The sequence below is a fragment of the Pokkaliibacter sp. CJK22405 genome (genome assembly GCF_046614695.1).
Taxonomy (GTDB): domain Bacteria; phylum Pseudomonadota; class Gammaproteobacteria; order Pseudomonadales; family Balneatricaceae; genus Pokkaliibacter.
Genome location: NZ_JBKKHQ010000014.1, coordinates 93,007 through 116,026, shown reverse-complemented (window position 1 = coordinate 116,026; position 23,020 = coordinate 93,007). Strand labels below are relative to the sequence as shown.

Below are 23,020 nucleotides of genomic sequence, written 5' to 3'. Positions count from 1 at the left end.
GCCTAAGCCATCCATAATTACTGAGTCGGAAGTATCTTCGTAGCCAAATATGAAGCCCTCTTTACAGTTAAAAATCGGTCAGCAGCTGACCATGACCCCGCAACTGCAGCAAGCCATCCGCTTACTGCAGCTTTCCACATTGGATCTTCAGCAGGAAATTCAGGAAGCACTGGATGGTAATCCCCTGTTGGATGTTGAAGAAGAGTTTGATACTCCCGTACCTGAAGAACGCTATGAAACCGCGCACAATCAGGAAACCCGGGACACCTCACAGAATGAGCAGGACGGCGCAGTCGACACTGACAGCCAGTGGTCTGATGACATTCCCGATGAACTGTCCGTAGACAGCTCTTGGGAAGATACCTATTCCACACTGCCTGCCTCATCCTCCAGCGGGGATGGTGACGATGGCTATGACTTTGAGTCACGAGCCACTGCTGGCGAATCCCTGCAGGACCATCTGGAGTGGCAGCTCAACCTGATGCCACTCAGCGATCGTGATCGCACCATTGCCTTCACCCTGGTCGACAGCATTAACGCAGAAGGCTACCTGACCTCTCCTCTGGAAGAGTTGCTTGAAAGTCTTGATGATCTGGATGAAGAAGATCCGGTGGAAATGGATGAGATGGTGATGGTGCTTCATCACCTGCAGCAGCTGGATCCGGCGGGCGTCGCAGCACGCGATCTTGCCGAGTGCCTGACCATCCAGCTCAAGCAACTGGCGACCACCACGCCCTGGCGTCAGGAAGCCATGGACATCATTGCCCAGCACCTGAACCTGCTCGGCACCCGCGACTATGCAACGCTGATGCGTCGCACCCGCCTCTCTGAAGAACAGCTGACAGCCGTCATACACCTGATCCAGAGCCTTAACCCCCGCCCCGGCGCCAGCATTAATGCAGGCGAATCAGAATACGTTGTACCTGATGTGGTGGTGGCGAAAAAAGAGGGTCAGTGGACTATCGAGCTGAATCAGGAAGCGATGCCGCGCCTGAAGGTGAATAACAGCTATGCCAGCATGATCAAGCGTGCGGACAACAGCGCGGATAACACCTATCTGAAAAATCAGCTACAGGAAGCACGCTGGTTTATCAAAAGTTTGCAAAGCCGTAATGACACCCTGCTGAAAGTCGCTACCAAGATTGTGGAGTTCCAGCTCGACTTTTTTGAGGAAGGCGAGGAAGCCATGCGCCCAATGGTTCTGGCAGATATCGCCCAGGCCGTCGAAATGCATGAATCCACCATCAGCCGTGTCACGACGCAAAAATTTATGCACACCCCTCGTGGTGTCTTTGAATTGAAGTACTTTTTCTCCAGCCATGTTGGCACTGCCGATGGCGGAGAAGCCTCTTCCACGGCGATTCGGGCAATGATCAAGAAGTTGATTGCCGATGAGCCACCGCGCAAGCCTCTGAGCGATGCCAAATTGGCAACCCTGCTGGGCGATCAGGGAATTAATGTCGCGCGAAGAACCGTCGCCAAGTATCGTGAAGCGATGGCAATTGCTCCATCGAATGAACGTAAGCGGCTGGTCTGAAAAGGAAACGATTTGGCGCTAAATAGATTTGACGAGCCCAGTCTTGGATTGGCTATAGTGAAATCTAACCAGCGAACAATCACTGGCAAATCAGGAGAGTCATATGCAAATAAACATCACAGGCCATCAGCTGGAATTAACTCCTGCCCTGACTGACTTTGTAAAAAATAAAATGCAGAAACTTGAGCGTCACGCCGACTCGATCACCAGTGTTCAGGTGACCCTGAACGTCGAGAAGCAGCGTCAGATTGCAGAAGCCACAGTTCATGTGGCAGGCGCCGACCTCCACGCCAGTAATGAAAATATCGACATGTATGCCGCCGTCGACGGTCTGATGGACAAGCTCGATCGTCAGCTCCTCAAACACAAAGAGAAGCACCAGGCTCGTAGCCAGGGTGCAATGGTACGCTAACGTCTTTATGCAACTTGACCAAATCCTAAGCCAGAGCTGCACCCTGACCGGTGCACCCTGGTCAAGCAAAAAGCGCGTTCTCGAGCAGGCTGCCGGCCTGCTCGCAGAACATCTCACGGATATCGACACCGACGATATCTTCAATGGACTTATTGGACGTGAGCGACTTGGCAGTACTGGCCTAGGTGGTGGTATTGCCATCCCTCACTGCCGCCTGTCTCAATGTGAAGAAGTGACCGCTGCGCTGATCCATCTGGAATCCCCGGTGGACTTTGATGCCAGAGATGGCCAGCCTGTGGATATCATCTTTGTACTGTTGGCACCTGAAGAAGCCCATGAGTCACACCTCCAGGCCCTGGCCATGGTTGCGGGCATGCTGCAAAACCCGGCAAACGTACAACAGCTGCGCGTGGCCAGCGATTCTGCAGGACTCTACAAGGCGGCTCTGTCCATCGTTCCGGACAAGGCATGAAGTTATTTATTATCAGCGGCCGTTCAGGCTCCGGTAAAAGTACAGCCCTCAATGCGCTGGAAGACTTGGGTTATTACTGTATCGATAACCTGCCGGTGGATCTGTTAAAGGCACTGGTACAGCAGGCGGAAAAGGCCCCCGATACACAACGCCAGAATATGGCGGTGAGTATTGATGCCCGTAACCTGCCCAATAACCTTGGCGACCTCCCCGTGCTGGTAGAGGAAATCCGGGAAATGGGCGTGCACTGTGAAGTGATCTATCTGGATGCCGAAGAAAGCATTTTGCTTCAGCGCTTCAGTGCGACACGCCGCAGACACCCGCTCACGGATGGCCGTGTCAGCCTGCAGGAAGCTATTCAGGAAGAGCGCCGACTACTGCGCTCTATTGCTAATTGTGCTGACCTGACCATAGACACAACGCACATGACACTTTACGACCTGCGCGACACCATTCGAACGCGGGTAGCAGGACGCAGCCAGGAACTGGCTATCCTGTTTCTGTCTTTTGGCTTCAAACACGGCCTGCCCCTGGATGCAGACCTTGTCTTTGACGTGCGTTGCCTGCCGAACCCTCACTGGATTCCAAGCCTTCGGGGTTTTACCGGCAAGGAGCAGCCCGTTATGGAGTATCTGGCGGCAGAGCCAGACGTGAATAAAATGCTGGATGACCTCCGTCATCTACTGGAAACCTGGCTGCCCTATTATGAGCGCAACAATCGTGCTTATATGACGGTTGCCATAGGCTGTACCGGTGGTCAGCACCGCTCCGTGTATATGGTTGAACAGCTGGCAGCTCACTTTGCCAACAGCCATCACCACATTCAAACCCGTCATCGCGAGCTCGATTAGTGCAGGAACGCCCATGCGTGAAGAAAGGATCACGTTAATCAACAAGCTGGGGCTCCATGCCCGAGCCACCGCCAAACTGATCGGGGTAACGACCCGTTTCACAGCGGACATTCGCATGAGCCGCGTAGGTGGCAATAAAGTGGATGCCAAGAGCATCATGTCCGTTATGCTGTTGGCTGCCTCCGTGGGGACAGAACTTGAGTTTATTCTTGATGGCGAGGATGAGGACGCTGCCTGGGAAGCTATCAAGACACTCATTGAGGATCGCTTCGACGAGGGCGAATAACCTCGTCATCGAACACCCTACCTCTTCGCCTTCCACCCGCTTTTACTCCGGAATACCGCTATGGCTTCACAACCCCAGGAACTGACGCAAACTCAGCTGGAGTTTTTAAACAGCGCCCTGAGTAGCGGTGAGCTGAAACAGGTTCGCCGAATGATGAACGGCGGACTGAAAGGTGCCGATGTTGCGCACCTGATTGAATCCTCCCCTCCCAAGGTACGTTCATTACTCTGGAATCTGGTTGACCCTGAAAATGAGGGTGAGGTTCTTCAGTACCTGAGTTACGAGCTGCAGGAAAGCTTCCTGCGCGAGATGGACCCGGAAGAAGTTGTGGCCGCCGTCGAAAACCTCGACATCGATGACCTGGCGGACATGATGCAGCATTTGCCGAGCACGGTGATCTCGGAAGTCCTTCGCTCCATGGACCAGCAGGACCGGGAGCGACTGGAAAAGGTGCTCTCCTATCCCGAGGACACAGCCGGTGGTCTGATGAATACAGACACCATCACTGTTCGCCCGGATATCTCCATCGAAGCGGTCTTACGCTATCTGCGTCGCCATTCTGAAATTCCCGCCATGACCGACAGCCTCTTTGTGGTCAGTCGCAAAGATGACTTTATTGGCGTGTTACCACTCACCAAAGTGCTGATGAGTGATCCTGATATCAGTGTGCGTGAGGTCATGATTACTGACAGCGTCTCCATCCGTGCCGATACCGAAGATACTGAAGTCGCCAAGCTTTTCGAACGCCATGACCTGGTATCCGCACCCGTCATCGATGATGAGGGCATTTTGCTTGGCCGAATCACTATCGATGACGTGGTGGACGTTATTCGAGAAACCTCTGATCACTCATTGATGAGCATGGCGGGTCTGGATGAGGATGCTGATACCTTTGCTCCCGTTATGAAAACGGCCAAACGTCGTGCAGTCTGGCTGGGGATCAACCTGATTACGGCATTCATCGCCTCCTCCGTGATCGGCATGTTTGAAGCCACCATCCAGAAGGTCGTGGCTCTGGCGGTCTTGATGCCGATTGTCGCCAGCATGGGCGGTATTGCGGGAAGCCAGGCGCTAACCCTCGTTATCCGTGGTCAGGCGCTTGGGCAGCTGGAGAAGAGTAACCTTAAATGGCTGCTTAACCGGGAGCTGTTGGTCGGGGTTATGAATGGCCTGCTGTGGGCCGTGGTCATTGGTCTGGCCGCTGTTTTCTGGTTTGACGACAAGGTCATTGGCATCGTTATCGCCTGCGCCATTGTGATCAACCTGATTGCCGCCGCACTTTCTGGTACTCTATTGCCCCCATTGCTTAAAGCCTGGGGCATCGACCCGGCACTGGCTGGTAGTGTCATTCTGACCACCATTACCGACGTCATTGGTTTTATGTCCTTTCTGGGACTGGCCACACTTTTCTATTTTTAAAAGCGCCAGCAGGCGTAACGAGTGAGACACTGGCATGAGCCGTTCCTGGTACAACGACAACGATGATTTTGACGCCGATGAAGGCCCGAGCAAATCCGAGCTCAAGCGTCAGATGGAGGAGCTTCAGGCGCTGGGTAAAAAGCTCACCCAGCTGACCAAGGAACAGCTGGCTCAGGTGCCGATGAGTGAAACGCTCGAAAAAGCCATCGTTGAACACAAACGTCTGAAGCAAGGCGAAGCACTGCGCCGCCACATGCAGTACATCGGCAAGTTGATGCGCACAGAAGACAGCGAAGGCATTCAGGCTGTTGTTGATCGCTTCGACGCCAGTAGCCATGCCTATGTCCAGCATTTTCACATGCTGGAGCGCTGGCGTGATCGCCTGCTGAACGAAGGCAATGAAACCATCACCGAGATCATTAACCATTACCCGGATATGGACGCTCAGCACTTGCGTCAGCTTGTACGCAACGCCAAACAGGAAGCCGCTCGTGGCAAGGCGCCCACCAGCTCGCGCAAGCTTTTCACCTATATTCGTGAGATTGTTGAGCGCTCTCTATAAACGCAGTGCTTCAGTGAAAAAGGGACCTGTCAGGTCCCTTCTTTTGTTCTGCAGAAACGATGTCAGCACTTCAGATATCGGGTGACTTCATTCCATCCAGACGAATATGATTCATCACTGGCATGGCCTGACGCACAGCTTCCATTGGTTCACGTGGGCACTCGGCGGCAATACATCCCGGGCCCTGAGATAGCCGGTTCAACACCTCCCCCCAGGGCGAAACAATCATACTATCGCCGTTCGTCACACGTTTAGGGGTATGTATACCGCCCATATTCGCCGCCAGCATGTAGCATTGAGTCTCTATGGCACGAGCGCGAATCAGGACTTCCCAATGGGCATCACCGGTTTTTTTGGTGAACGCTGAAGGCAGGCTAATCAGCTCAGCTCCCGCCTGACGATAGGCTCGAAACAGCTCGGGAAAACGCAGGTCATAACACACTGCCATCCCCAATTTTCCCCACGGGGTCTCGGCGAGGGTCAGCGCATCACCGGGTTCGACTTCGCTGGATTCACGATAACTCCCCTGACCATCTGCCACATCCACATCAAAGAGGTGGATCTTGTCGTAACGCGCCACTTCATTACCCTGATCATCAATTAACCAGCTGGCAGAACGTACGCGGCCCTCAATAGATCCACCATCCGCTCGGGTGGCACAGGGCACCGAACCTGCCACCAGCCAAAGACCATGCTTCCTGGCTTGCTCGGCTACAAAGGTACGAATGCGCCCACTGCGGTCCGCCTCTTCACGACCCACTTCCTGCATTCGGCCACTGGTAAAGGAGGCAAAGTTCTCAGGTAATACGGCAAACCCAACCTTTTGTTGTGCCGCCTGAGCAAGCACCTGACTCGCTTGCGCTAAATTGGCATCAATATCAGGGGTGGCGACCATTTGCAGTACGGCAATCGTCGATTTCATCTCTCACTCCTTCGGTAGCCTTTGATGACCACGCTGAGTTTCAGAAGCTTACTTGCTACCACGATCATAGTTGGGATCCGACTTATCGGGCTGCTTTACAGCACCGGAGTCCTTGCGCCCCTCAGCTTCGATTTTCTCTTCGCCGAGCTTGCCGGTGACGTGATAACGGATAGAGGCAATCTTGCTCAGCTTATCGCCGGTCAGTTTATCAATGAGGAATAATGCCCCCCCCACCTGCGGTACACCTGCCAGCAGTGCAGCAATAGGTAATGTGCTAGTCAGTGGCAGCGTCACTTCAATATGTTGATCAATCTCTTCCGTTGCCAGATTCAGCGTTCCCTGCGCAGTAATATCAGCACCACCGCCTTTGATACGGGTAGGCTTGGCCGAGGACAGTACACCCTTTTTGATATCCACCGGGCTTTCCCAGGTGTCGTAACTGACGCCCGAGCTAAAGAGATCACTGAAGTCCAGCGTCAGGCGCTTACCAATCTGGGTAAAGTTAAAGATATTAAAGATCTTGAGCGCATTACTTTCGGTGGAGGCTTTGAGTATCTCGCCGTCTTTCATGGAAACATTGGCATTGCCGTCCAATTGCGCCAGTGAAAATGCCGCAGGAGAACCCGGCCAGCCCACATCAAGCGTCGCCTTCCAGTCGTCACTGCTGATGCTTTTCTGATAGCCCGCCGCCTTGATGATTTCGCCGATATCCTTGCCCTGCCCTGCCAGGCTGAGATGCGATGAGGACTCAGGAGCCTTCCGCCAGCGCAGTGAGCCAGAGATCACATTTTTATCCAGCCGCGCCTCATCAAGAATAAAATCAGCGCCGGACTCCACTGGCGAGCCACGAAACTTCCAAGCACCTAATGGCCAGTTCTCAAAGCGTACATCTGCTATCTGACCGGAAATTTGCGGCCACGAGGAAGTATCCACATCCTTGAGAGCATCCTGCTCAGCGGTTTGCGCGGTGGCTAGCTGGGATTCTGTATCAGCACTCTGCGCTTTAGGTATCCACAAGCGCTCAAGAGCCAGACTCACATGCTGATGGTTCGGGCTCAACTTCACCCGACCTTGCAAGTTATCACCATTTAACAACACGCCCTGAGGATCAAAACCAAGGCTCATCGCTCCCCAGTCACGCCCCAGCCAATCAAGATGCTGGGTGGCAATACGCACACTGAGCGTATCCAGCCAGCTCATGGAAGAAGCAGTCTTCGGTGAAGAGCCAGAATCAGCACTCGTGGATTTGCCACTGGAGCCTACTGGTTGCTGGAAATCCTTGGCAGCAGCGATCCAGACATCCGGCCTCAGGCGAGGAATATTGATACTGATATCGACGGCATCCGGCTTGGGCCATTTGGGTGGAACACTACCCAGGGTTGCCGTCAAAGCCTGAAGGCTGCCGGCTTTCAGTAACGCCTTCGCAAAAAGCTGATCCCGATACGCCGCCTCAACGCGTGTAAGATCCCCCTCCTGAATAGTCACTGTGAGAGGAGCGACACTACCAGCCTGCTTACCCAACGGAGGTGGTAAATCGATACTGACACCTTTCAGCGGCGAACTCAGAGAGAGCGCTGGGCAACTCTCCTCGCTGGTATCACAAAGCCCGTGACTGGCTTGCCAATCCAGCTCACCTTGTGCCCAGGCAGGAAGTGAGAAGCCGCGCCATTTAGCGAGAGACTCCAGTGTTGAATGACCATTTAACGTAAGCACAGACGCCTTTTTGGCCGATCCGGGTTCGATTGTGCCCGTTACCGTATTCCCCAGCCATTTGCCTTTAAGGCTACCTTCGCTGGACATACCGTGAACCAGATCATATTTCAGGGTGCCATTGAGATGGCTGATAGTCAGATTCCGTGCAGCATTGCTGATCTGAGCCTGGCTCACTTTGGCTTTAACATCGACGGCAAGCTTACCCGCATCCGACTCCAGCGGAATCGCAATGTTAGCAGGGCCTGAAAGCCTGCCTTTGATCTGCCAGTCGCTCAATGCGGCGGTGCTGCTGGCCAGCGGGCTTTGCTTGAAGAAGCCCACCAAATCCTCCAGATCATCACTGGCCTGAGCATTGATGTGAAGACGCCGATCCTTGGCCTGATTGTCCCAGGCGACAGTAGCAGCACTGGCATCAAGCCCGCCTATGTGAGTCGCACCTATCGAGGCTGCAATATTTTCATCTTTTACCAGTAACGAGAGATGATCGGTACTGACTTCCGGCCAGTCAGGCGAGACTTTCAGGCGGGCACGATCAGCATCAACATAGAGCTGCACGGTACGCTCATTCCAACCGGCATCGGCCTCAACGCTACCATCATAGAGAAAGCTGGCTCGGTTAAGATCTCCCGTCATGCCAGTACTCTCCAGCCATTGGGAAAGGGACTCAGGCAAACCATAGGTCGGCACGAAGTCCAGCCCCTGCGCCACTTCACTGTGTCTTGCCCCAATCGCCAGATAGAAGTGCGCAGGAGGGCCATCGTCTTCATGCATGGGCAAGGTCAGTTTGAACTGACCATGGGCCTGCCAGCCCAGACGGGACAAGCCCAGCTTCTTGCCACTGACAGTGACCTGCTGCTCACCAATGTGCCAACGAACCGCACCTTCTGCGCTGTTAAACTCCCAACCATTGCGATAGAGGTCAGGAAACGCCAGCGATAAGGGCTGGCCATTCAGGCTGACACTTCCACCACCGGCATTCGCAAGTAAGCCCCCCGTCACATCTATCAAGGCAGGAATACCAGAGACATCCGCAGTAGCGACATGCTGCAGGTCGGCTCTGAGCTGCCAGTCCTTGGGATGCCCCCAGGGAATATCCATCCTGAGATGGCGAATTAGCCCGCGTGCGGACAGGGGAACCAGACGGTTATTCCAAAGCTCATTATCCACTTGCTGAACTTGCAGCCAGCGCCAGAAAGGACGCAGATCCAGCGTATCCAGCCAAAGCGTCTGCCGCTGATTAGCCCAGTGAGTCACCAGATTCATCGGAGGCAAACGCCGACCTGCAGCGTCGACGCGCCAACTCAGTTTCTGCAATGATCCCTGCCAATCCGACAGATTGCCACGCCAGCGAAGATCCGAGGTCACTTCGCGGATTTTGAAGTGATTATCACGATCATTCACCTCCACCACCGGCAGGCTCAGATGGCCACTCACTGAACGAATGGTATTGCGACGCCAGTCAAACCAGAGTTCAGCCCCTGCCTGGAATTGCGTCAGGGTTTGCGGCTCAGGCAGCCAGGCAGCAATTTCATCCCGCCACTCGGCTTCTGGCAGCTGAATCCAACCCTTGCCACGAATCGGCGAGCCTTCCCAGCGCATCACCAGAGGCGGCTCTTCCTTGGCCGCTAGCGTCACCTGACCTCGATAGTGAAAACTTCGGCCTTCCAGTGGCGCGTTATACAGTGACCACTGATAGCTGCGAGGCTGTTGCGGGGCATCGATGGTGAGAGTACCGGACGCATCCACGGGCAGAGTTACCCACCAGGAATGCCATAAGAAAGTGGAGTCAGAGCTGCTCGCCTGCGGATCGAGATGGATATCGGCATCGCGCAACTGGATACGATTCATCACCGGATAGAAACGCCAGACACTGGCGGCGACATTCAGCTCCAGCACCAGTTTTTTAGCGCGGAACTGATCGCCGAGCGTCAGGCCATCCAGCTCCAGAGCAACACGACTGCCCCGCCAGGTGGTATCGGCCTTATCGAAATACAAGGGGAGATTAAAGGTATCGCGCGCCCAGGGCATAACGGTAGGCGACCACCAGGGCAAGGTTTGCCAGGTTACCAGCAGCAGCGTCAGCAACCCCAGCCAGATCAGACAGAGGGTTGTGACCACCTTCAGGACAGCCCTACCGACTTTCCTGAGTTTATGCATCCTGCGTGGGGCTCCCTGAGACACCGTATTTTCCTGTAGTGAACGCCTTCAGGCGCGTTTAACGCAAAACGACATCAAACTGTTCAGTGGTATACATCGCCTCAACCTGGAAGCGGATCGTCTTGCCGATAAAGGTTTCCAGCTCTGCGACCCGGTCAGATTCTTCATCCATCAGTTTGTCGACGACGGATTGCGCTGCCAGCACCAGATAGGACTCGGTGTTATAGGCACGATGCTGGCGCAGGATATCACGGAAGATCTCATAGCAAACGGTTTCCGGTGTTTTCAACATGCCACGTCCCTGACACACTGCGCAGGGCTCACAGAGCACCTGCTCCAGACTTTCACGGGTGCGCTTGCGCGTCATCTCCACCAGCCCAAGCTCCGAAACGCCGGTAACCTTGCACTTCACATGATCCTTCTCGAGGATTTTCTCAAGCGTCCTTAATACCTGACGCTGATGCTCGACATCTTCCATATCGATGAAATCGAGAATGATAATGCCGCCGAGGTTACGCAGACGCAGCTGCCGGCCGATGGCCGTTGCCGCCTCAAGATTGGTCTTAAAGATCGTTTCTTCGAGGGTCTTGTGACCAACATAGGCACCGGTGTTCACATCCACCGTGGTCATGGCTTCGGTCTGATCGAAAATCAGATAACCGCCGGATTTGAGCTGCACCTTGCGGGTCAGTGCCTTCTGCACTTCATCTTCGACGTTATACAGATCAAAGATCGGCCGCTCGCCGGGGTAATATTCGATGCGATCCAGAATTTCAGGAATCAGTTTGCCGACAAACTCGGCGCACTTCTGATGGGTTTCCCGGGAATCGATGCGGATTTTCTCGACCTCTGGCGTGGCCAGATCACGAAGAATACGCATATAGAGTGGTAAGTCTTCATAGATAACAGTGGCAGGCGCTGCAGTTTGCATGGACTCCTGCAACGACCCCCAAAGCCTTCTTAAGTATTTGAGATCCTTGTGGATGTCCTTTTCCCGCGCTCCTTCAGCGACGGTGCGCACAATAAAGCCGCCGACATTCTCAACACCTTCTTCGTGGAGCTGATCCAGTTGTGACTGCACTGTGGCCTTGAGCTTTTCCCGCTCGCTTTCATCTTCAATACGCTGGGAAATCCCTACGTGCTCGGCATAGGGCATATAAACAAGATAGCGGGAGGGGATAGAAATATGCGTCGTCAGACGAGCGCCCTTGGTGCCGATGGGGTCTTTCGTCACCTGCACGACCAGTGATTGCCCTTCTCGCAGCAACTGACTGATGGAACGATGCTCTTCATCGTTATCCGTGCGAATGTCTGCGGCATGAATAAAGGCAGCGCGATCAAGACCAATATCAACAAAGGCGGCCTGCATTCCTGGCAGGACGCGAACCACCTTGCCCTTATAGATGTTACCGACAATACCAAGCTTGGCTGCGCGCTCGATATAGACTTCCTGCAGCATGCCGTTTTCGACCACGGCAACACGGGTTTCCATCGGGGTAAAGTTGATCAGGATCTCTTCGCTCATACTACGCTCATCATCAGGGACATTCGGCGGTTTCGCTTTCTCCGCATTATGCACCATGGCGCGCGCAGACCGCACGTCTTTGGCAACAGGATGATACCCCTTTCTCTGTCATGAATGACACAACAGTCTGCGCCCTCGCGGGATCTTTTCCCTTAGCAATCAAAACATTATGAAAATACAGGCAATAGCGCCCCTGACACCCCAGCACTTTTCCGCGCAGTTTCAGGTGCCGGGAAGGGCTTAGCGAAGAATCATGGAGTCTCAATTTGGATATAAAAAAACGGCTTATAGAAGCCGTTTTAATGGGGTATTAACCAGGTGTATCACTCGCCGGGTTGGACGGCAAAGGTGCCGGAGTAACTGTAGCGTTCTTCTTTAACACCCTGCTCTGTTGAAGGCTCAGCGTGCTCTGCCTCAATCAGATAAATCCCTGCAATAGGCCAGTTAACCCTGACATTTCCGGATGCATCTGTTTGCAGCTGCTGAGCCTGACGACTGTTACGCCACCCTGTGCCTCCGGGCGTCAGTTCGACTTTCGCCTTGGGCAGAGGTTTTCCGTTAAGCAGCAGGGTCAGGGTGACCTGATCACCAACCATAAAGTCCGTCACCCACTGGGAGCTCTTTATTTCCAGCCCTTCACCCACAGGCTTCACAGCATCAGGTGTTGGTGTCCCTTTGGTGACAAAGCTCTGTACCCGCGAGCGTCGATGAATCACCGGAAAGTCTTTCATCTCCTCCGGCAGCTGCGCCTTTAGAGCTTCAAGACTGGAAGCAGAAAGACGGCGAAAGTTGGGCTGCGCTTTATCTGCCTCCGGTTTTGCTGATGTTTTTACCTGACCTTTATCGGCAGCAGGCGCTTGGCCTTCCATTGCTTCCGCGGGTTTCTGTGTCGGGCGCGGAGGCATCACGCCATAGCTGTCCTGCCACTGCTCGATACGATAGGTTCCGGGTGCTGTCAGCTCAACACTGAAAACGGAGTGACGTTTAAAGGTCGTACCTTTAATGGCCGGGCCTTCCGTACCATTAGGCAGCCACACCTTAAAGCCTTCCCAGGAGTAGGGTTTATCGAAACTAAAGAGGGTATTGGATACGGAAACATCCACATCTATCCACTGTGGTTGCTCACTGCTCTGAATAAACTCACTGGGCAGCACCCAACGGCTATGGGCATGAGCGATCACAGTACTGCCCGCACCGAACACTCCGATCATCCCCAACATTAACCAGCGCGGGGCACGCACTTCACCTAAGAACGCTAACTTCATTGTTATTCTCCACAGCGGATGTAATGGCGTTGATGCAAAAAGAGCACGATAAATCAGGGGGAGAGTTTCAGACTCAGCGCGCCCAGCTCAGCGCTACCTTCAGCGGTGTGTGTTTCTGCCTTGGTGGGCGGCCACTCAAAACTGAAGCGCTTGAGTTCCCGGTCACCAACTTCACGAGCCACTTCGATGGCGAGACTGTAGCTGCCTGCCGGGGCTACATCGCCAGCTTCGGTCTTGCCATCCCAGCTCAACTGATATGTCCCCGGCGAGCGAGTGGCGCCACTGACACCATCAATGGGTTCGCTACGATCACGTCCTCCCCGACGCCACCAGAGGCGCAAGTGATCGAGCCACTTGTCATCACCCCGCTGCAGATGCCAGAGCGCTAACGGCTGCACCAGCTGATGACTCGCATCTTCAATCCAGACCGCCACATACGGCTGGTGGTATTCCGCCACGGTGGCTGGTGGCAAGGTAAAACTGAACTCCAAAGGCGCGGCATTCAGGGCTGCACTGCTACTCAGCAAAAGCCCACAGAGCATGAAGCGGTGATTCACAGGAAATCCCTCCCGTTATGACATGAATATTTGAGGTGACATCAGCGATCAAAAAAAGCATGAGCGTTACCTTTTGGCCTACCAGAGGACCCACACACAAAGTAAAAAAGGCAAAGCAATACCGCTTAACACCAGGGGCCAGGTTGCCGGGCGCTGATGAGCAAACTGCAAAAGCAGCAACAGCCCCGACACAGCAAACACCAGCATCAGCACTGCCGAGAGATCAATTACCCAGCGCCAGAGTTCACCCGTATCTCGGCCCTTGTGAAGGTCGTTAATGATGGCAATCAGGCCACGCTGCTGATGTTCTATATCCAGCTCACCGGCACTCAGCATTAAGGTGACGCGCTGAAATCCGCCAGGAAAGCGACGCTCGAAAGAAACTTCATCGTCCAGTACTTCAATACGGGAGCGAGACAGCTCTATCCCCTGCTCGCTCAACCAGGCACGCATGCCGGGAATTTCATTACTCAGCACATCGGCGTCATAGGCCTTTAGCCACTGGTTTTGTAGCGCCTTGGGAAGCGGCTGCTGATGCACAGGTTCAGGGTTGGCGGGTGCAAACCAGGAAGGATGATTAAGGGTGATGCCGGTAAGGCTGAATAACACCAGTAACCCAAGCGCAGCCGCAGAGCTGACCCAGTGAAAATCTTTAATGAGTCGAAAAGCCGCCCCCGTGAATAAGGGCTTGCGAGCGGATTTGGTCATGGCAACACCTTGTCATGGCACAGTCGCAGAGATGAGGTTACTGCTGTTGTGCACTCCTGAGGCGCGCATGTTACGAGAGACAATTCAAAAGAACAATAATCTTAATGAGATTTATTATTATTTGCATTTATAAAAACAGACGAGTAGATTCCTCCCCCGCTTTGCGCGCAAAAGCCGATTTATGAGTTTCACCCTCGTTATTGAGCAGCAAGGATCAAAGCAGGAGCCCCCAATGAACCCGACTTCGGTTCGTACACCTGGCATTGTCGCCAGACCCCACCAGCAGCGGATGCTGACCACCGCCGCCATTGGCATTGCATTAAGCACAACGCCTCTGATGACTTATGCCGATACCAACGACACTTCAACCTCATCAACAGGTAAAACTACGCTGGTGTTACCCGCATTGGATATCGTTGCGGATGAGGAAAGCGGCCCCGCTGGCCAGCCGGACTCGGTAAAGTACACCCAGCCTCTGCTGGATACGGCAAAAACCGTTAACGTCATTGATCAAAAAACCATCAAGTCTCAGGGTGCCACCAGCCTGCGGGATGTCCTCAGAAACGTCACAGGTATCAGCATTCAGGCCGGTGAAGGCGGCACGCCCGCCGGTGATAACCTGAGCATTCGCGGCTTTAATGCACGCACGGATATTTATGTTGATGGCGTTCGGGACATGGGCACCTATACCCGGGACTCCTACAACCTTGAGCAGGTTGAAGTGGCGAAAGGCCCTTCTTCCTCCATGAGCGGACGCGGTTCAACCGGCGGCTCCGTCACTCTGGTAAGTAAAACCCCGAAGCAGGAAGACTTTACCGACATTAGTCTGGGGCTGGGCACCAGCGATTACCGCCGCGGAACGCTGGACACCAACCAGACCTTCGGGGAAAGCAATGCTTTTCGTCTGAACGTAATGGGTTTGGATACTGAAGTCGCCGGTCGTGATCTGGTGAACAACAAGCGCTGGGGCTTTGCCCCCTCGGTTAGTTTTGGCTTGGGCACCGAGACCCGTGTGACCCTCTCCTACGAGCATTTGAAAGAAAACAATCTGCCGGATTACGGCATTCCCTGGGTCCCATCGACCAATACTGCCCTCGCCGGTTATGCCAATGAAGCGCCTCCGGTCGACTTTGATAATTTCTACGGTCTGGCCGACCGGGACTACGAAGACATTTCCAGCGATGGCGTCAAGCTGCTGGCCGAGCATGACCTGAGCGATAACGCCACCCTGCGTAACCAACTGAGTTACCAGCGTACTGTGCGTGACTCTATTGTTACTGCGCCCCGCTTTGTCAGCGACAGCAGTACCGATATCCGCCGGGAGCTCAAAGGGCGTAATCAGATCGATACTATCGTCGACAACCAGACCGACCTGGCCCTGCACTTTGATACTGCCGGTTATCAGCATGATCTGGTAACGGGTGTGCAGCTCACCCGTGAGACGGAAGAAACCAATACCCGCAATGTCAGCAACAGTGCGGACCTTGCGGATCTTTATGACCCCAACGCCTACGATGACTACGCGACGGTGCCGGACAAGACCGAAAACAACATTGGCAAAACCACGACCCAATCTCTGTACGTCAATGACACCCTGCACCTGAGTCCGCAGTGGATTTTAAATGGCGGGCTACGCGCCGATCATTCCAGTACCAAATATGAGGTGAATACCGCATCGCGAAGCACCGCCGTAGGCACCTACGATAACAGCGATACCACCCTGAGCTACCAGGCAGGCATTACCTACAAGCCGCTGCCCAATGGTTCGGTCTATCTGGCCTATGGCACGTCATTTAACCCCTCTGCAGAAGGGTTAAGCCTGAGTAGTAGCACTGAAAACCTGAAGCCTGAGAAAAACGTGAGCCTTGAGCTGGGTACCAAATGGAACCTGCTGGATGAGCGCGTGATGCTGAGCGCCGCTGTTTTTCGTACCGACAAAACCAACGCCCGCGAAACGGACCCGGATGACTCCAGCCTCTATGTCATGAATGGTGAGCAACGTGTTCAGGGGGTTGAGCTAGGCGCCAGCGGTTATCTCACGCCCTCATGGCAGCTGATGGCCAACTACACCTACATGGACAGCGAAGTCAGAAGTGCCACCGATGAGGATATTGTCGGCAATGAGCTGAGCAATACTCCCCACAACTCCTTCAGTTTGTGGAGCAGTTATCAACTGACCTCTGATCTGCAGCTGGGCGGCGGTCTGCAATACGTCGATGACAGGTTCAACAGCACCAGCAACACACGAGTTGCACCGTCCTACACCCTCTATAGTGCAGCGGCGAGCTATACCGTGAACTCTCACCTGACCTTACGGCTGAATCTGCACAACATTACTGATGAGGACTACATCGACAGCGTCGGTGGTGGTCACTTCATCCCCGGCACCGGGCGCTACGGCACCCTCACCGCCGATATGTCCTTCTAAGCGTTATCAGTCACTTCACAACGGAGGGGAGCTTTCCCCTCCCGGGAATGCCACATGCTTCTGACCATTGAGAATGTCCTTACTCCTGCACAGGTTGATCACTGCCAGACTCTGATGGCACAGGCGCACTGGGTAGATGGCAAGGTGACAGCGGGATTCCAGTCCGGCCAGGCAAAACATAACCTGCAGTTACCTGAAGGTTCTTTCGCCGCCCGGGAAATGGGCGAGATGATTACCCAGGCGCTGAATCAAAATCTGCTGTTTATGGCCGCAGCCCTGCCCGCACGTATTTTTCCACCGCTGTTTAACTGCTATCGCAGTGGGGAACATTTTGGCACCCATGTGGATAATGCCATTCGCCAGATTACGGGAAGCCATGAGCGCATCCGCACAGATATTTCCTGCACTTTATTTCTTAACAACCCGGCAAGCTACGACGGCGGCGAGTTGGTGATTGAAGACACTTACGGCACCCATGAGGTGAAGCTTGAGGCAGGCAGCCTTGTGCTCTATCCCGCGACCAGCCTGCACCATGTGACTCCCGTGACCCGCGGCACACGCCTGGCCTCCTTCTTCTGGCTGCAAAGCATGATTCGTCAGGATGCCCAGCGTACACTGCTGTTTGACCTCGATCTGTCGATTCAGAACCTGACCCAGAAGCTGCCGAATGATCCGACGCTGGTTCAGCTCACCGGCGTTTATCACAACCTGCTCAGACAATGGGCCGAGCTATAAACATCATAAGTGCATGAATAAAAAAGCCCGTCCTCACCAAAGAGCACGGGCTTCTATCACTCTTGAATCAATCCTTCAGGGGTTCAGCCAGGTCGGACACCCCGCCTCAGCCAGTAGCGCCGCCGTCTCGCTTAAGGGCAGTCCGATCACTGCCGAATAACTTCCCTTCACGGACCTCACCATCGCACCGCCAATACCCTGCAAACCATAACTGCCCGCCTTGTCGGCAGGCTCACCTGTTTGCCAGTATGCCAGCGCCTGCTCAGGAGTGATCGTCATCATGGTCACTTGTGTCGTCACCGTCTCGCACCAGATATGCGGATCACCGGCTTCTGACATGGCCACAACTGCCACGCTGGTTAATACCTGATGCTCCCGATCAGACAGCATCAGCAGAGTGTTGATGGCATCGTTCTGGTCAACGGGCTTGCCCAGAATTTTCCCATCAGCCACTACCGTAGTATCTGAGCCCAGCACGCACACACCTGAAGGATGGCGCTCCGCGATAACACGGGCTTTCTCGATGGCCAGGCGTTCGACATAGGCAGCAGGAGACTCATTCGCCAAAGGCGTTTCATCAATATCAGCAACTTCAATAGTGAACTCGGCTCCCAGCTGGGAAAGCAGCTGCTTACGCCGGGGTGACTGAGAGGCAAGAATCAGAGTCATGAGAGGCTCCAGCAAGGACGACACGCCTGTATTCCGGCAGCGCGGCTATTCAATCGAGGTAAAAATGCGCTGCATATCCCGGTGTAATACAAACCACCATGGCCAGATAAGCGCACTGATCAATGAGGGTAACAGGAAGATAAAGGATTCCGCCGCACCACCCTGCCACTGCTGTAGCCAGTGACGCACCATCTGCAATACGCCAATAAGCATCAGTACAACAAAGGCCTGCTGGATCAGCGGGAAGTTACGAATACGTTGATGCAGCAAGGTGGAAAGATAGGATACCAGTGTCAGCGCCAGCGCATTGGCGCCCAAAGGGCTGGACTGCAATAAATCCAACAGCAGCCCGCACACCCAGGCAGTTTTGACGCCGACGCGTTCAGGCCAGGCCATCACCCAGTAGATAAGTGCCATCGCGACCCATTCGGGGCGGCCCCATTGCAGAATCTCTGGCAAAGGGATAGCGCTTAGCATAAAAGCAAGCAGTAGCGATAATAACACCAGCCAATAACCGCGCTGACTGGACTCCATTACTGGGCTCCAGCGGCATCAGCAGGCTTTTTCCCAGCTGCAGGTTTGGACTTTTCAGTCGCATCGGTGCTGCCCGAGGCATCGTTGGCTGCATTGCCTTGAGCCGCCTGATCCTCCGGCGTGACCGAAGGGTCGCCTGGAACCGGCGAGCCAGGCAACATACTTGGCTCATCACCGGGGAGCTTTTCATGCCCCGGACCGGTGGCGAAGTCAGGTTTTAACCGCGTCGGGAATACCAGCAGCACATGACGACTGCGATCCAGTTGGGCACTGGGTTTTACCCTAACCAGCGCAAAGGGCTCACCGGGATCATGCACAACTTCAGTGACAATGCCGACCGGATAACCATAAGGGAAACGGTCGCCCAGACCTGAACTAATCAGCAGATCTCCGCTTTTGATGTCTGCGGTATCAGGCACATGCTCCAGGGAAATCACTCCCGGGACACCTTCACCGAAGGCCACCGCACGCAAGCCATTACGATTCACCTGCACCGGAATCGCATGAGAGGCATCCGTGATCAGTAGCACACGGCTGGTGTAGGGCCCCACCTCAACGACCTGCCCCATGATACCGCCAGCATCGAGCACGGCCTGACCAACAAACACCCCGTCATTGGAGCCTTTGTTGAGGACAATCTGATGTTGGAAAGGATCAGGATTCACGCCGATCAAGTCAGCCAGCAGAACCTTTTCGTCAAGACGACGAGAGGCATTAAGCAACTCACGCAGACGGATATTCTCCGCCGTCGTCGCTGCCATTTTCTGCACCTGGCGTTCCAGAAACAGGACCTGCGTCCGTAACTTGTCGTTTTCTTCCTGAATGGCATCGCGATCAGCAAAGGTGCGATCGGCAACCGTCCAGACCTGATTAGGAACGTCCACAACCCATTGCAGGGGCGCGGTGAAAACCGTCAGCCAGGAGCGAACTTTCACCATGCCGTCCCAGTAGCGGCTGGCTACCAGGAGCGACAGGGAAAGGAGGACCAGAAACCAGAACCACCACTTTGAAGAAGAACTGCGAAATATAGAACGCACTGGTGGACTCTGTCAGACCGGTTACTCGGAGGAGAGCAGCTCGAAACCACGGCTGTCGAGCATTTCCAATGCACGGCCACCGCCACGAGCAACACAGGTCAGAGGTTCGTCAGCAACGATGACCGGCAGACCGGTTTCTTCGCTGATCAGCTTGTCGATATCACGCAGCAGCGCACCACCACCGGTGATGACAATACCGCTTTCGGCGATATCAGAAGCAAGTTCAGGAGGACATTGTTCAAGGGCAGTTTTCACGGCCTGAACAATAGTGGAAAGAGGATCCTGCAGCGCTTCCAGAATCTCGTTGGAGTTCAGGGTGAAGCTGCGTGGGATACCTTCGGAGAGGTTACGACCACGAACGTCGATCTCACGGATCTCTGCAGAAGGATAGGCACAGCCCACTTCCTGCTTGATGCGCTCTGCAGTGGCATCACCGATCAGGCTGCCGTAGTTACGGCGAACATAGGTGGAAATGGCTTCGTCAAAACGGTCACCACCCACACGCACAGATTCTGCGTAAACGATACCGTTCAGCGACAGGATAGCGATTTCAGTGGTACCACCACCGATATCCACCACCATGGAGCCGGTGGCCTCATCCACAGGCAGGCCTGCACCAATCGCTGCGGCCATGGGCTCATCGATCAGATAGACTTCACGCGCTCCTGCACCCAGCGCGGATTCCTTGATCGCACGACGCTCAACCTGCGTGGATTTACAGGGAACGCACACCAGTACACGGGGGCTTGGCTTCATGAAAGAGTGTTCATGGACCTTCTTGATAAAATGCTGCAGCATTTTTTCGGTCACATGGAAGTCAGCGATAACGCCGTCTTTCATAGGGCGAATGGCTGTGATGTTGCCGGGGGTTCTACCCAGCATACGTTTGGCATCGATACCTACAGCAGCAACCTGCTTCTGGCTTCCCACCTGACGAATAGCCACCACAGACGGCTCATTAAGGACAACGTCCTTGTTACGGACGTAGATCAGAGTATTGGCTGTTCCCAAATCGATAGAGAGATCACTTGAGAACAGTCCGCGAATTCGTTTGAACATGAGACTTTTAGCTTCTTGTGCAGGCTAGTGAGAACGTATGCGAGCGCCAGTAAACTGCCAAACTCTAGCAATGGCAGGGATTTTGAGCAAGGCGTAAATATGATACCGTACCAGCCTTTAATTCAGCTCGCTGTCCTGACCGGCAAACCTGACGCCGCCGCGCTAATTTAATGAAGGCGCTATTCTAGCGGAGCCAGGTTATATAAGGAACTATTGCATACGCAGAGGGGGGGTGTCGTTACATCCGGAAATATCCCAGCATGCAATCCGAATTGCCGACGCAGAACGGTACAGAGCCGATGAAGACGCCAAAGTCCCGAAGAATCAGCGTTCGGGCGGCACTGCTTCATTTATTACCTCTGACCTAATGGACCCTTCCATGGCACTGACACAAAAAGATGTAGAGAACATTGCGCACCTTGCGCGCCTTGAAGTCAAAGACACTCAGGTCGAAGGCTATGTTCAGAACCTTTCCGATATCCTGGCTCTGGTCGATCAGCTACAGGCCGTGAATACCGATAATGTCGCGCCTCTGGCGAACCCTATGGATATGGTACAGCGTCTGCGTGTTGACGAAGTCACCGAACCCAACGACCGCGAGAATCTGCAGTCCAACGCACCGGCCAAGGAAAAAGGATTATTCCTCGTTCCTCGCGTTATCGAATAAGCCACGCGCTCGCAGACTGACTATAAAGGATCGACCTCCATGCAATACTCCACTCTGGCGTCGCTGGCAAAACAACTGGCGAACAAGGAAACCTCGGCCGTTGAACTGGCCACGGACTATCTGGCCCGTATCAAAGCCGATACCACCAATTCCTTTATTACTGTCACTGAAGAGCAGGCAATGGCACAGGCCAAAGCCGCTGATGCTCGCCTGGCTGACGGTACCGCAGGCCCGCTGACCGGCCTGCCTCTGGCCCATAAAGATATTTTCTGCACCGAAGGCGTTCGCACCTCTTGCGGCTCCAAAATGCTGGATAACTTTATCGCCCCCTACTCTGCCACCGTGGTTGAGAAGTGTGCCGAGGCCGGCATGGTGATGCTCGGTAAAACGAACTGCGATGAGTTCGCCATGGGCTCCTCCAACGAAAACTCCTTTTATGGCGCAGTGAAAAACCCCTGGGATGAGAGCCGTGTTCCCGGTGGTTCTTCCGGCGGTTCCGCCGCGGCGGTCGCTGCGGGTCTTGTGCCCGCGACCACCGGTACGGATACCGGCGGCTCTATCCGCCAGCCCGCCGCATTTTGCGGTATCACCGGCCTTCGCCCTACCTACGGACGCGTCTCTCGCTGGGGCATGATTGCCTATGCATCAAGTCTGGATCAGGGCGGCCCCATGGCACGCACCGCAGAAGACTGTGCCCTGCTGCTGCAGGCCATGTCCGGTTTTGATAAGCGCGACTCCACCAGCGCGCAGCAGGATGTGCCTGATTTTTCTGCCAGCCTGAATCAGCCGTTGGCCGGTCTTAAAATTGGCCTGCCAAAAGAATTTTTCAATGCTGATCTTGATCCGCGCATGGCCAAAGTGCTGGAAGATGCCATTGCTGAATACAAAAAACTTGGCGCCGAAGTTAAAGAAGTCAGCCTCAGCAACGTGGGCCTGTCGATTCCTGCCTACTACATCATTGCGCCCGCCGAGGCTTCCTCGAACCTGTCGCGTTTTGATGGCGTACGCTACGGCTACCGCTGCGAAGATCCCAAAGATTTGATGGATCTTTACAAGCGCAGCCGTGGTGAAGGTTTCGGCGAAGAAGTGAAGCGCCGCATCATGGTCGGCACCTATGCGCTGTCAGCCGGTTACTACGATGCCTATTACCTGAAGGCCCAAAAAGTACGCCGCCTGATTCAACAGGACTACATCACTGCACTTAATGATGTGGATGTGCTGATGGCACCGGTAACACCCACCCCAGCCTTCAAGATCGGGGGTCATAGCAACGATCCTGTCGCCATGTACATGGAAGATATCTTCACCCTGTCACTGAACCTGGCAGGTCTGCCCGGCATGTCCGTGCCTGCGGGCCAGATCGACAGTTTGCCCGTTGGTCTGCAGATTATCGGCAACTACTTTGATGAAGCCCGTCTTCTCAACGTTGCCCATCAGTTCCAGCAGGTGACCGATCATCACCTGCGGACCCCTGTTTAATCCGGACTGAGCCAAGAGGTATATAG

21 protein-coding genes are annotated in these 23,020 nt (G+C 54.3%); 11 read left to right on the top strand and 10 right to left on the bottom strand.

Features of this window, described 5'->3' with window-relative positions; all coding sequences use genetic code 11:
• Positions 1–49 precede the first annotated feature (49 nt).
• The 7 genes from ACKC9G_RS10960 (at position 50) to yjgA (ending at position 5,539) form a co-directional block, all read left to right on the top strand.
• Complete coding sequence (locus ACKC9G_RS10960; protein ID WP_411405222.1) at positions 50–1,537, top strand: RNA polymerase factor sigma-54; 1,488 nt, start codon at positions 50–52, stop codon at positions 1,535–1,537.
• Positions 1,538–1,640: 103 nt separating this feature from the next.
• Positions 1,641–1,949, top strand: a complete 309-nt coding sequence (gene hpf, locus ACKC9G_RS10955; protein WP_411405220.1) for a ribosome hibernation-promoting factor, HPF/YfiA family — start codon at positions 1,641–1,643, stop codon at positions 1,947–1,949.
• 7 nt (positions 1,950–1,956) lie between these two features.
• Positions 1,957–2,421 (top strand): PTS IIA-like nitrogen regulatory protein PtsN, encoded by a 465-nt coding sequence (ptsN, locus tag ACKC9G_RS10950; protein ID WP_411405218.1) that lies wholly within the window; start codon positions 1,957–1,959, stop codon positions 2,419–2,421.
• Entirely contained in the window at positions 2,418–3,272 is an 855-nt protein-coding gene (gene rapZ, locus ACKC9G_RS10945) for an RNase adapter RapZ (protein WP_411405216.1), read from the top strand. Before ptsN ends, rapZ begins: the two co-directional genes overlap by 4 nt.
• 13 nt (positions 3,273–3,285) lie before the next feature.
• The gene (locus ACKC9G_RS10940; protein WP_411405214.1) at positions 3,286–3,558 is read left to right on the top strand and encodes an HPr family phosphocarrier protein; all 273 of its coding nucleotides are present in this window, start codon (positions 3,286–3,288) and stop codon (positions 3,556–3,558) included.
• A gap of 60 nt (positions 3,559–3,618) precedes the next feature.
• Entirely contained in the window at positions 3,619–4,977 is a 1,359-nt protein-coding gene (mgtE, locus tag ACKC9G_RS10935) for a magnesium transporter (RefSeq protein WP_411405212.1), read from the top strand.
• 34 nt (positions 4,978–5,011) lie between these two features.
• Complete coding sequence (yjgA, locus tag ACKC9G_RS10930; protein WP_411405210.1) at positions 5,012–5,539, top strand: ribosome biogenesis factor YjgA; 528 nt, start codon at positions 5,012–5,014, stop codon at positions 5,537–5,539.
• 70 nt (positions 5,540–5,609) lie between these two features.
• Here the strand turns inward: yjgA and ACKC9G_RS10925 are convergent, their stop codons facing one another.
• The 6 genes from ACKC9G_RS10925 to ACKC9G_RS10900 form a co-directional block, all read right to left on the bottom strand.
• Positions 5,610–6,461 carry a carbon-nitrogen hydrolase family protein gene (locus tag ACKC9G_RS10925; RefSeq protein WP_411405208.1) on the bottom strand — a complete coding sequence of 284 codons (852 nt, stop codon included), beginning with the start codon at positions 6,459–6,461 and terminating at the stop codon, positions 5,610–5,612.
• Positions 6,462–6,509: 48 nt separating this feature from the next.
• Positions 6,510–10,331, bottom strand: coding sequence for a YhdP family protein (locus ACKC9G_RS10920; RefSeq protein ID WP_411405206.1), 3,822 nt, complete (start codon positions 10,329–10,331; stop codon positions 6,510–6,512).
• 58 nt (positions 10,332–10,389) lie between these two features.
• Positions 10,390–11,856 (bottom strand): ribonuclease G, encoded by a 1,467-nt coding sequence (gene rng, locus ACKC9G_RS10915; RefSeq protein ID WP_411405204.1) that lies wholly within the window; start codon positions 11,854–11,856, stop codon positions 10,390–10,392.
• 323 nt (positions 11,857–12,179) lie between these two features.
• Positions 12,180–13,121 (bottom strand): DUF4198 domain-containing protein, encoded by a 942-nt coding sequence (locus ACKC9G_RS10910; protein WP_411405202.1) that lies wholly within the window; start codon positions 13,119–13,121, stop codon positions 12,180–12,182.
• Positions 13,122–13,174: 53 nt separating this feature from the next.
• Positions 13,175–13,678 carry a DUF2271 domain-containing protein gene (locus tag ACKC9G_RS10905; protein WP_411405200.1) on the bottom strand — a complete coding sequence of 168 codons (504 nt, stop codon included), beginning with the start codon at positions 13,676–13,678 and terminating at the stop codon, positions 13,175–13,177.
• 78 nt (positions 13,679–13,756) lie between these two features.
• Positions 13,757–14,386: a PepSY-associated TM helix domain-containing protein gene (locus tag ACKC9G_RS10900; RefSeq protein WP_411405198.1), complete on the bottom strand. Its 630-nt coding sequence runs from the start codon at positions 14,384–14,386 to the stop codon at positions 13,757–13,759.
• 232 nt (positions 14,387–14,618) lie between these two features.
• On the opposite strand from ACKC9G_RS10900, the gene ACKC9G_RS10895 reads away from it, so the two are divergent.
• The gene (locus tag ACKC9G_RS10895) at positions 14,619–16,814 is read left to right on the top strand and encodes a TonB-dependent receptor (protein ID WP_411405196.1); all 2,196 of its coding nucleotides are present in this window, start codon (positions 14,619–14,621) and stop codon (positions 16,812–16,814) included.
• A gap of 54 nt (positions 16,815–16,868) precedes the next feature.
• On the top strand, positions 16,869–17,549 hold the full coding sequence (locus ACKC9G_RS10890) for a Fe2+-dependent dioxygenase (RefSeq protein WP_411405194.1): 681 nt from the start codon (positions 16,869–16,871) through the stop codon (positions 17,547–17,549).
• Positions 17,550–17,624: 75 nt separating this feature from the next.
• Here the strand turns inward: ACKC9G_RS10890 and ACKC9G_RS10885 are convergent, their stop codons facing one another.
• Genes ACKC9G_RS10885 through ACKC9G_RS10870 form a run of 4 tightly spaced genes read right to left on the bottom strand, consistent with a single transcriptional unit; the run spans position 17,625 to position 20,848 of the window.
• Positions 17,625–18,218, bottom strand: coding sequence for a Maf family protein (locus ACKC9G_RS10885; protein WP_411405192.1), 594 nt, complete (start codon positions 18,216–18,218; stop codon positions 17,625–17,627).
• Positions 18,219–18,263: 45 nt separating this feature from the next.
• Positions 18,264–18,752, bottom strand: coding sequence for a rod shape-determining protein MreD (gene mreD / locus ACKC9G_RS10880; RefSeq protein WP_411405190.1), 489 nt, complete (start codon positions 18,750–18,752; stop codon positions 18,264–18,266).
• A complete protein-coding gene (gene mreC / locus ACKC9G_RS10875) occupies positions 18,752–19,789 on the bottom strand; it encodes a rod shape-determining protein MreC (RefSeq protein WP_411405188.1) in 1,038 nt (345 codons plus the stop codon). The genes mreD and mreC overlap by 1 nt, the downstream gene beginning before the upstream one ends.
• Before the next feature lie 21 nt (positions 19,790–19,810).
• A complete protein-coding gene (locus ACKC9G_RS10870; RefSeq protein ID WP_411405186.1) occupies positions 19,811–20,848 on the bottom strand; it encodes a rod shape-determining protein in 1,038 nt (345 codons plus the stop codon).
• 379 nt (positions 20,849–21,227) lie between these two features.
• Here ACKC9G_RS10870 and gatC point away from each other — a divergent pair, with 379 nt between their 5' ends.
• Together gatC and gatA are read left to right on the top strand one after the other, a co-directional pair.
• A complete protein-coding gene (gene gatC / locus ACKC9G_RS10865; protein WP_411405184.1) occupies positions 21,228–21,515 on the top strand; it encodes an Asp-tRNA(Asn)/Glu-tRNA(Gln) amidotransferase subunit GatC in 288 nt (95 codons plus the stop codon).
• Positions 21,516–21,554: 39 nt separating this feature from the next.
• On the top strand, positions 21,555–22,994 hold the full coding sequence (gene gatA / locus ACKC9G_RS10860; RefSeq protein WP_411405182.1) for an Asp-tRNA(Asn)/Glu-tRNA(Gln) amidotransferase subunit GatA: 1,440 nt from the start codon (positions 21,555–21,557) through the stop codon (positions 22,992–22,994).
• Positions 22,995–23,020: the final 26 nt, after the last annotated feature.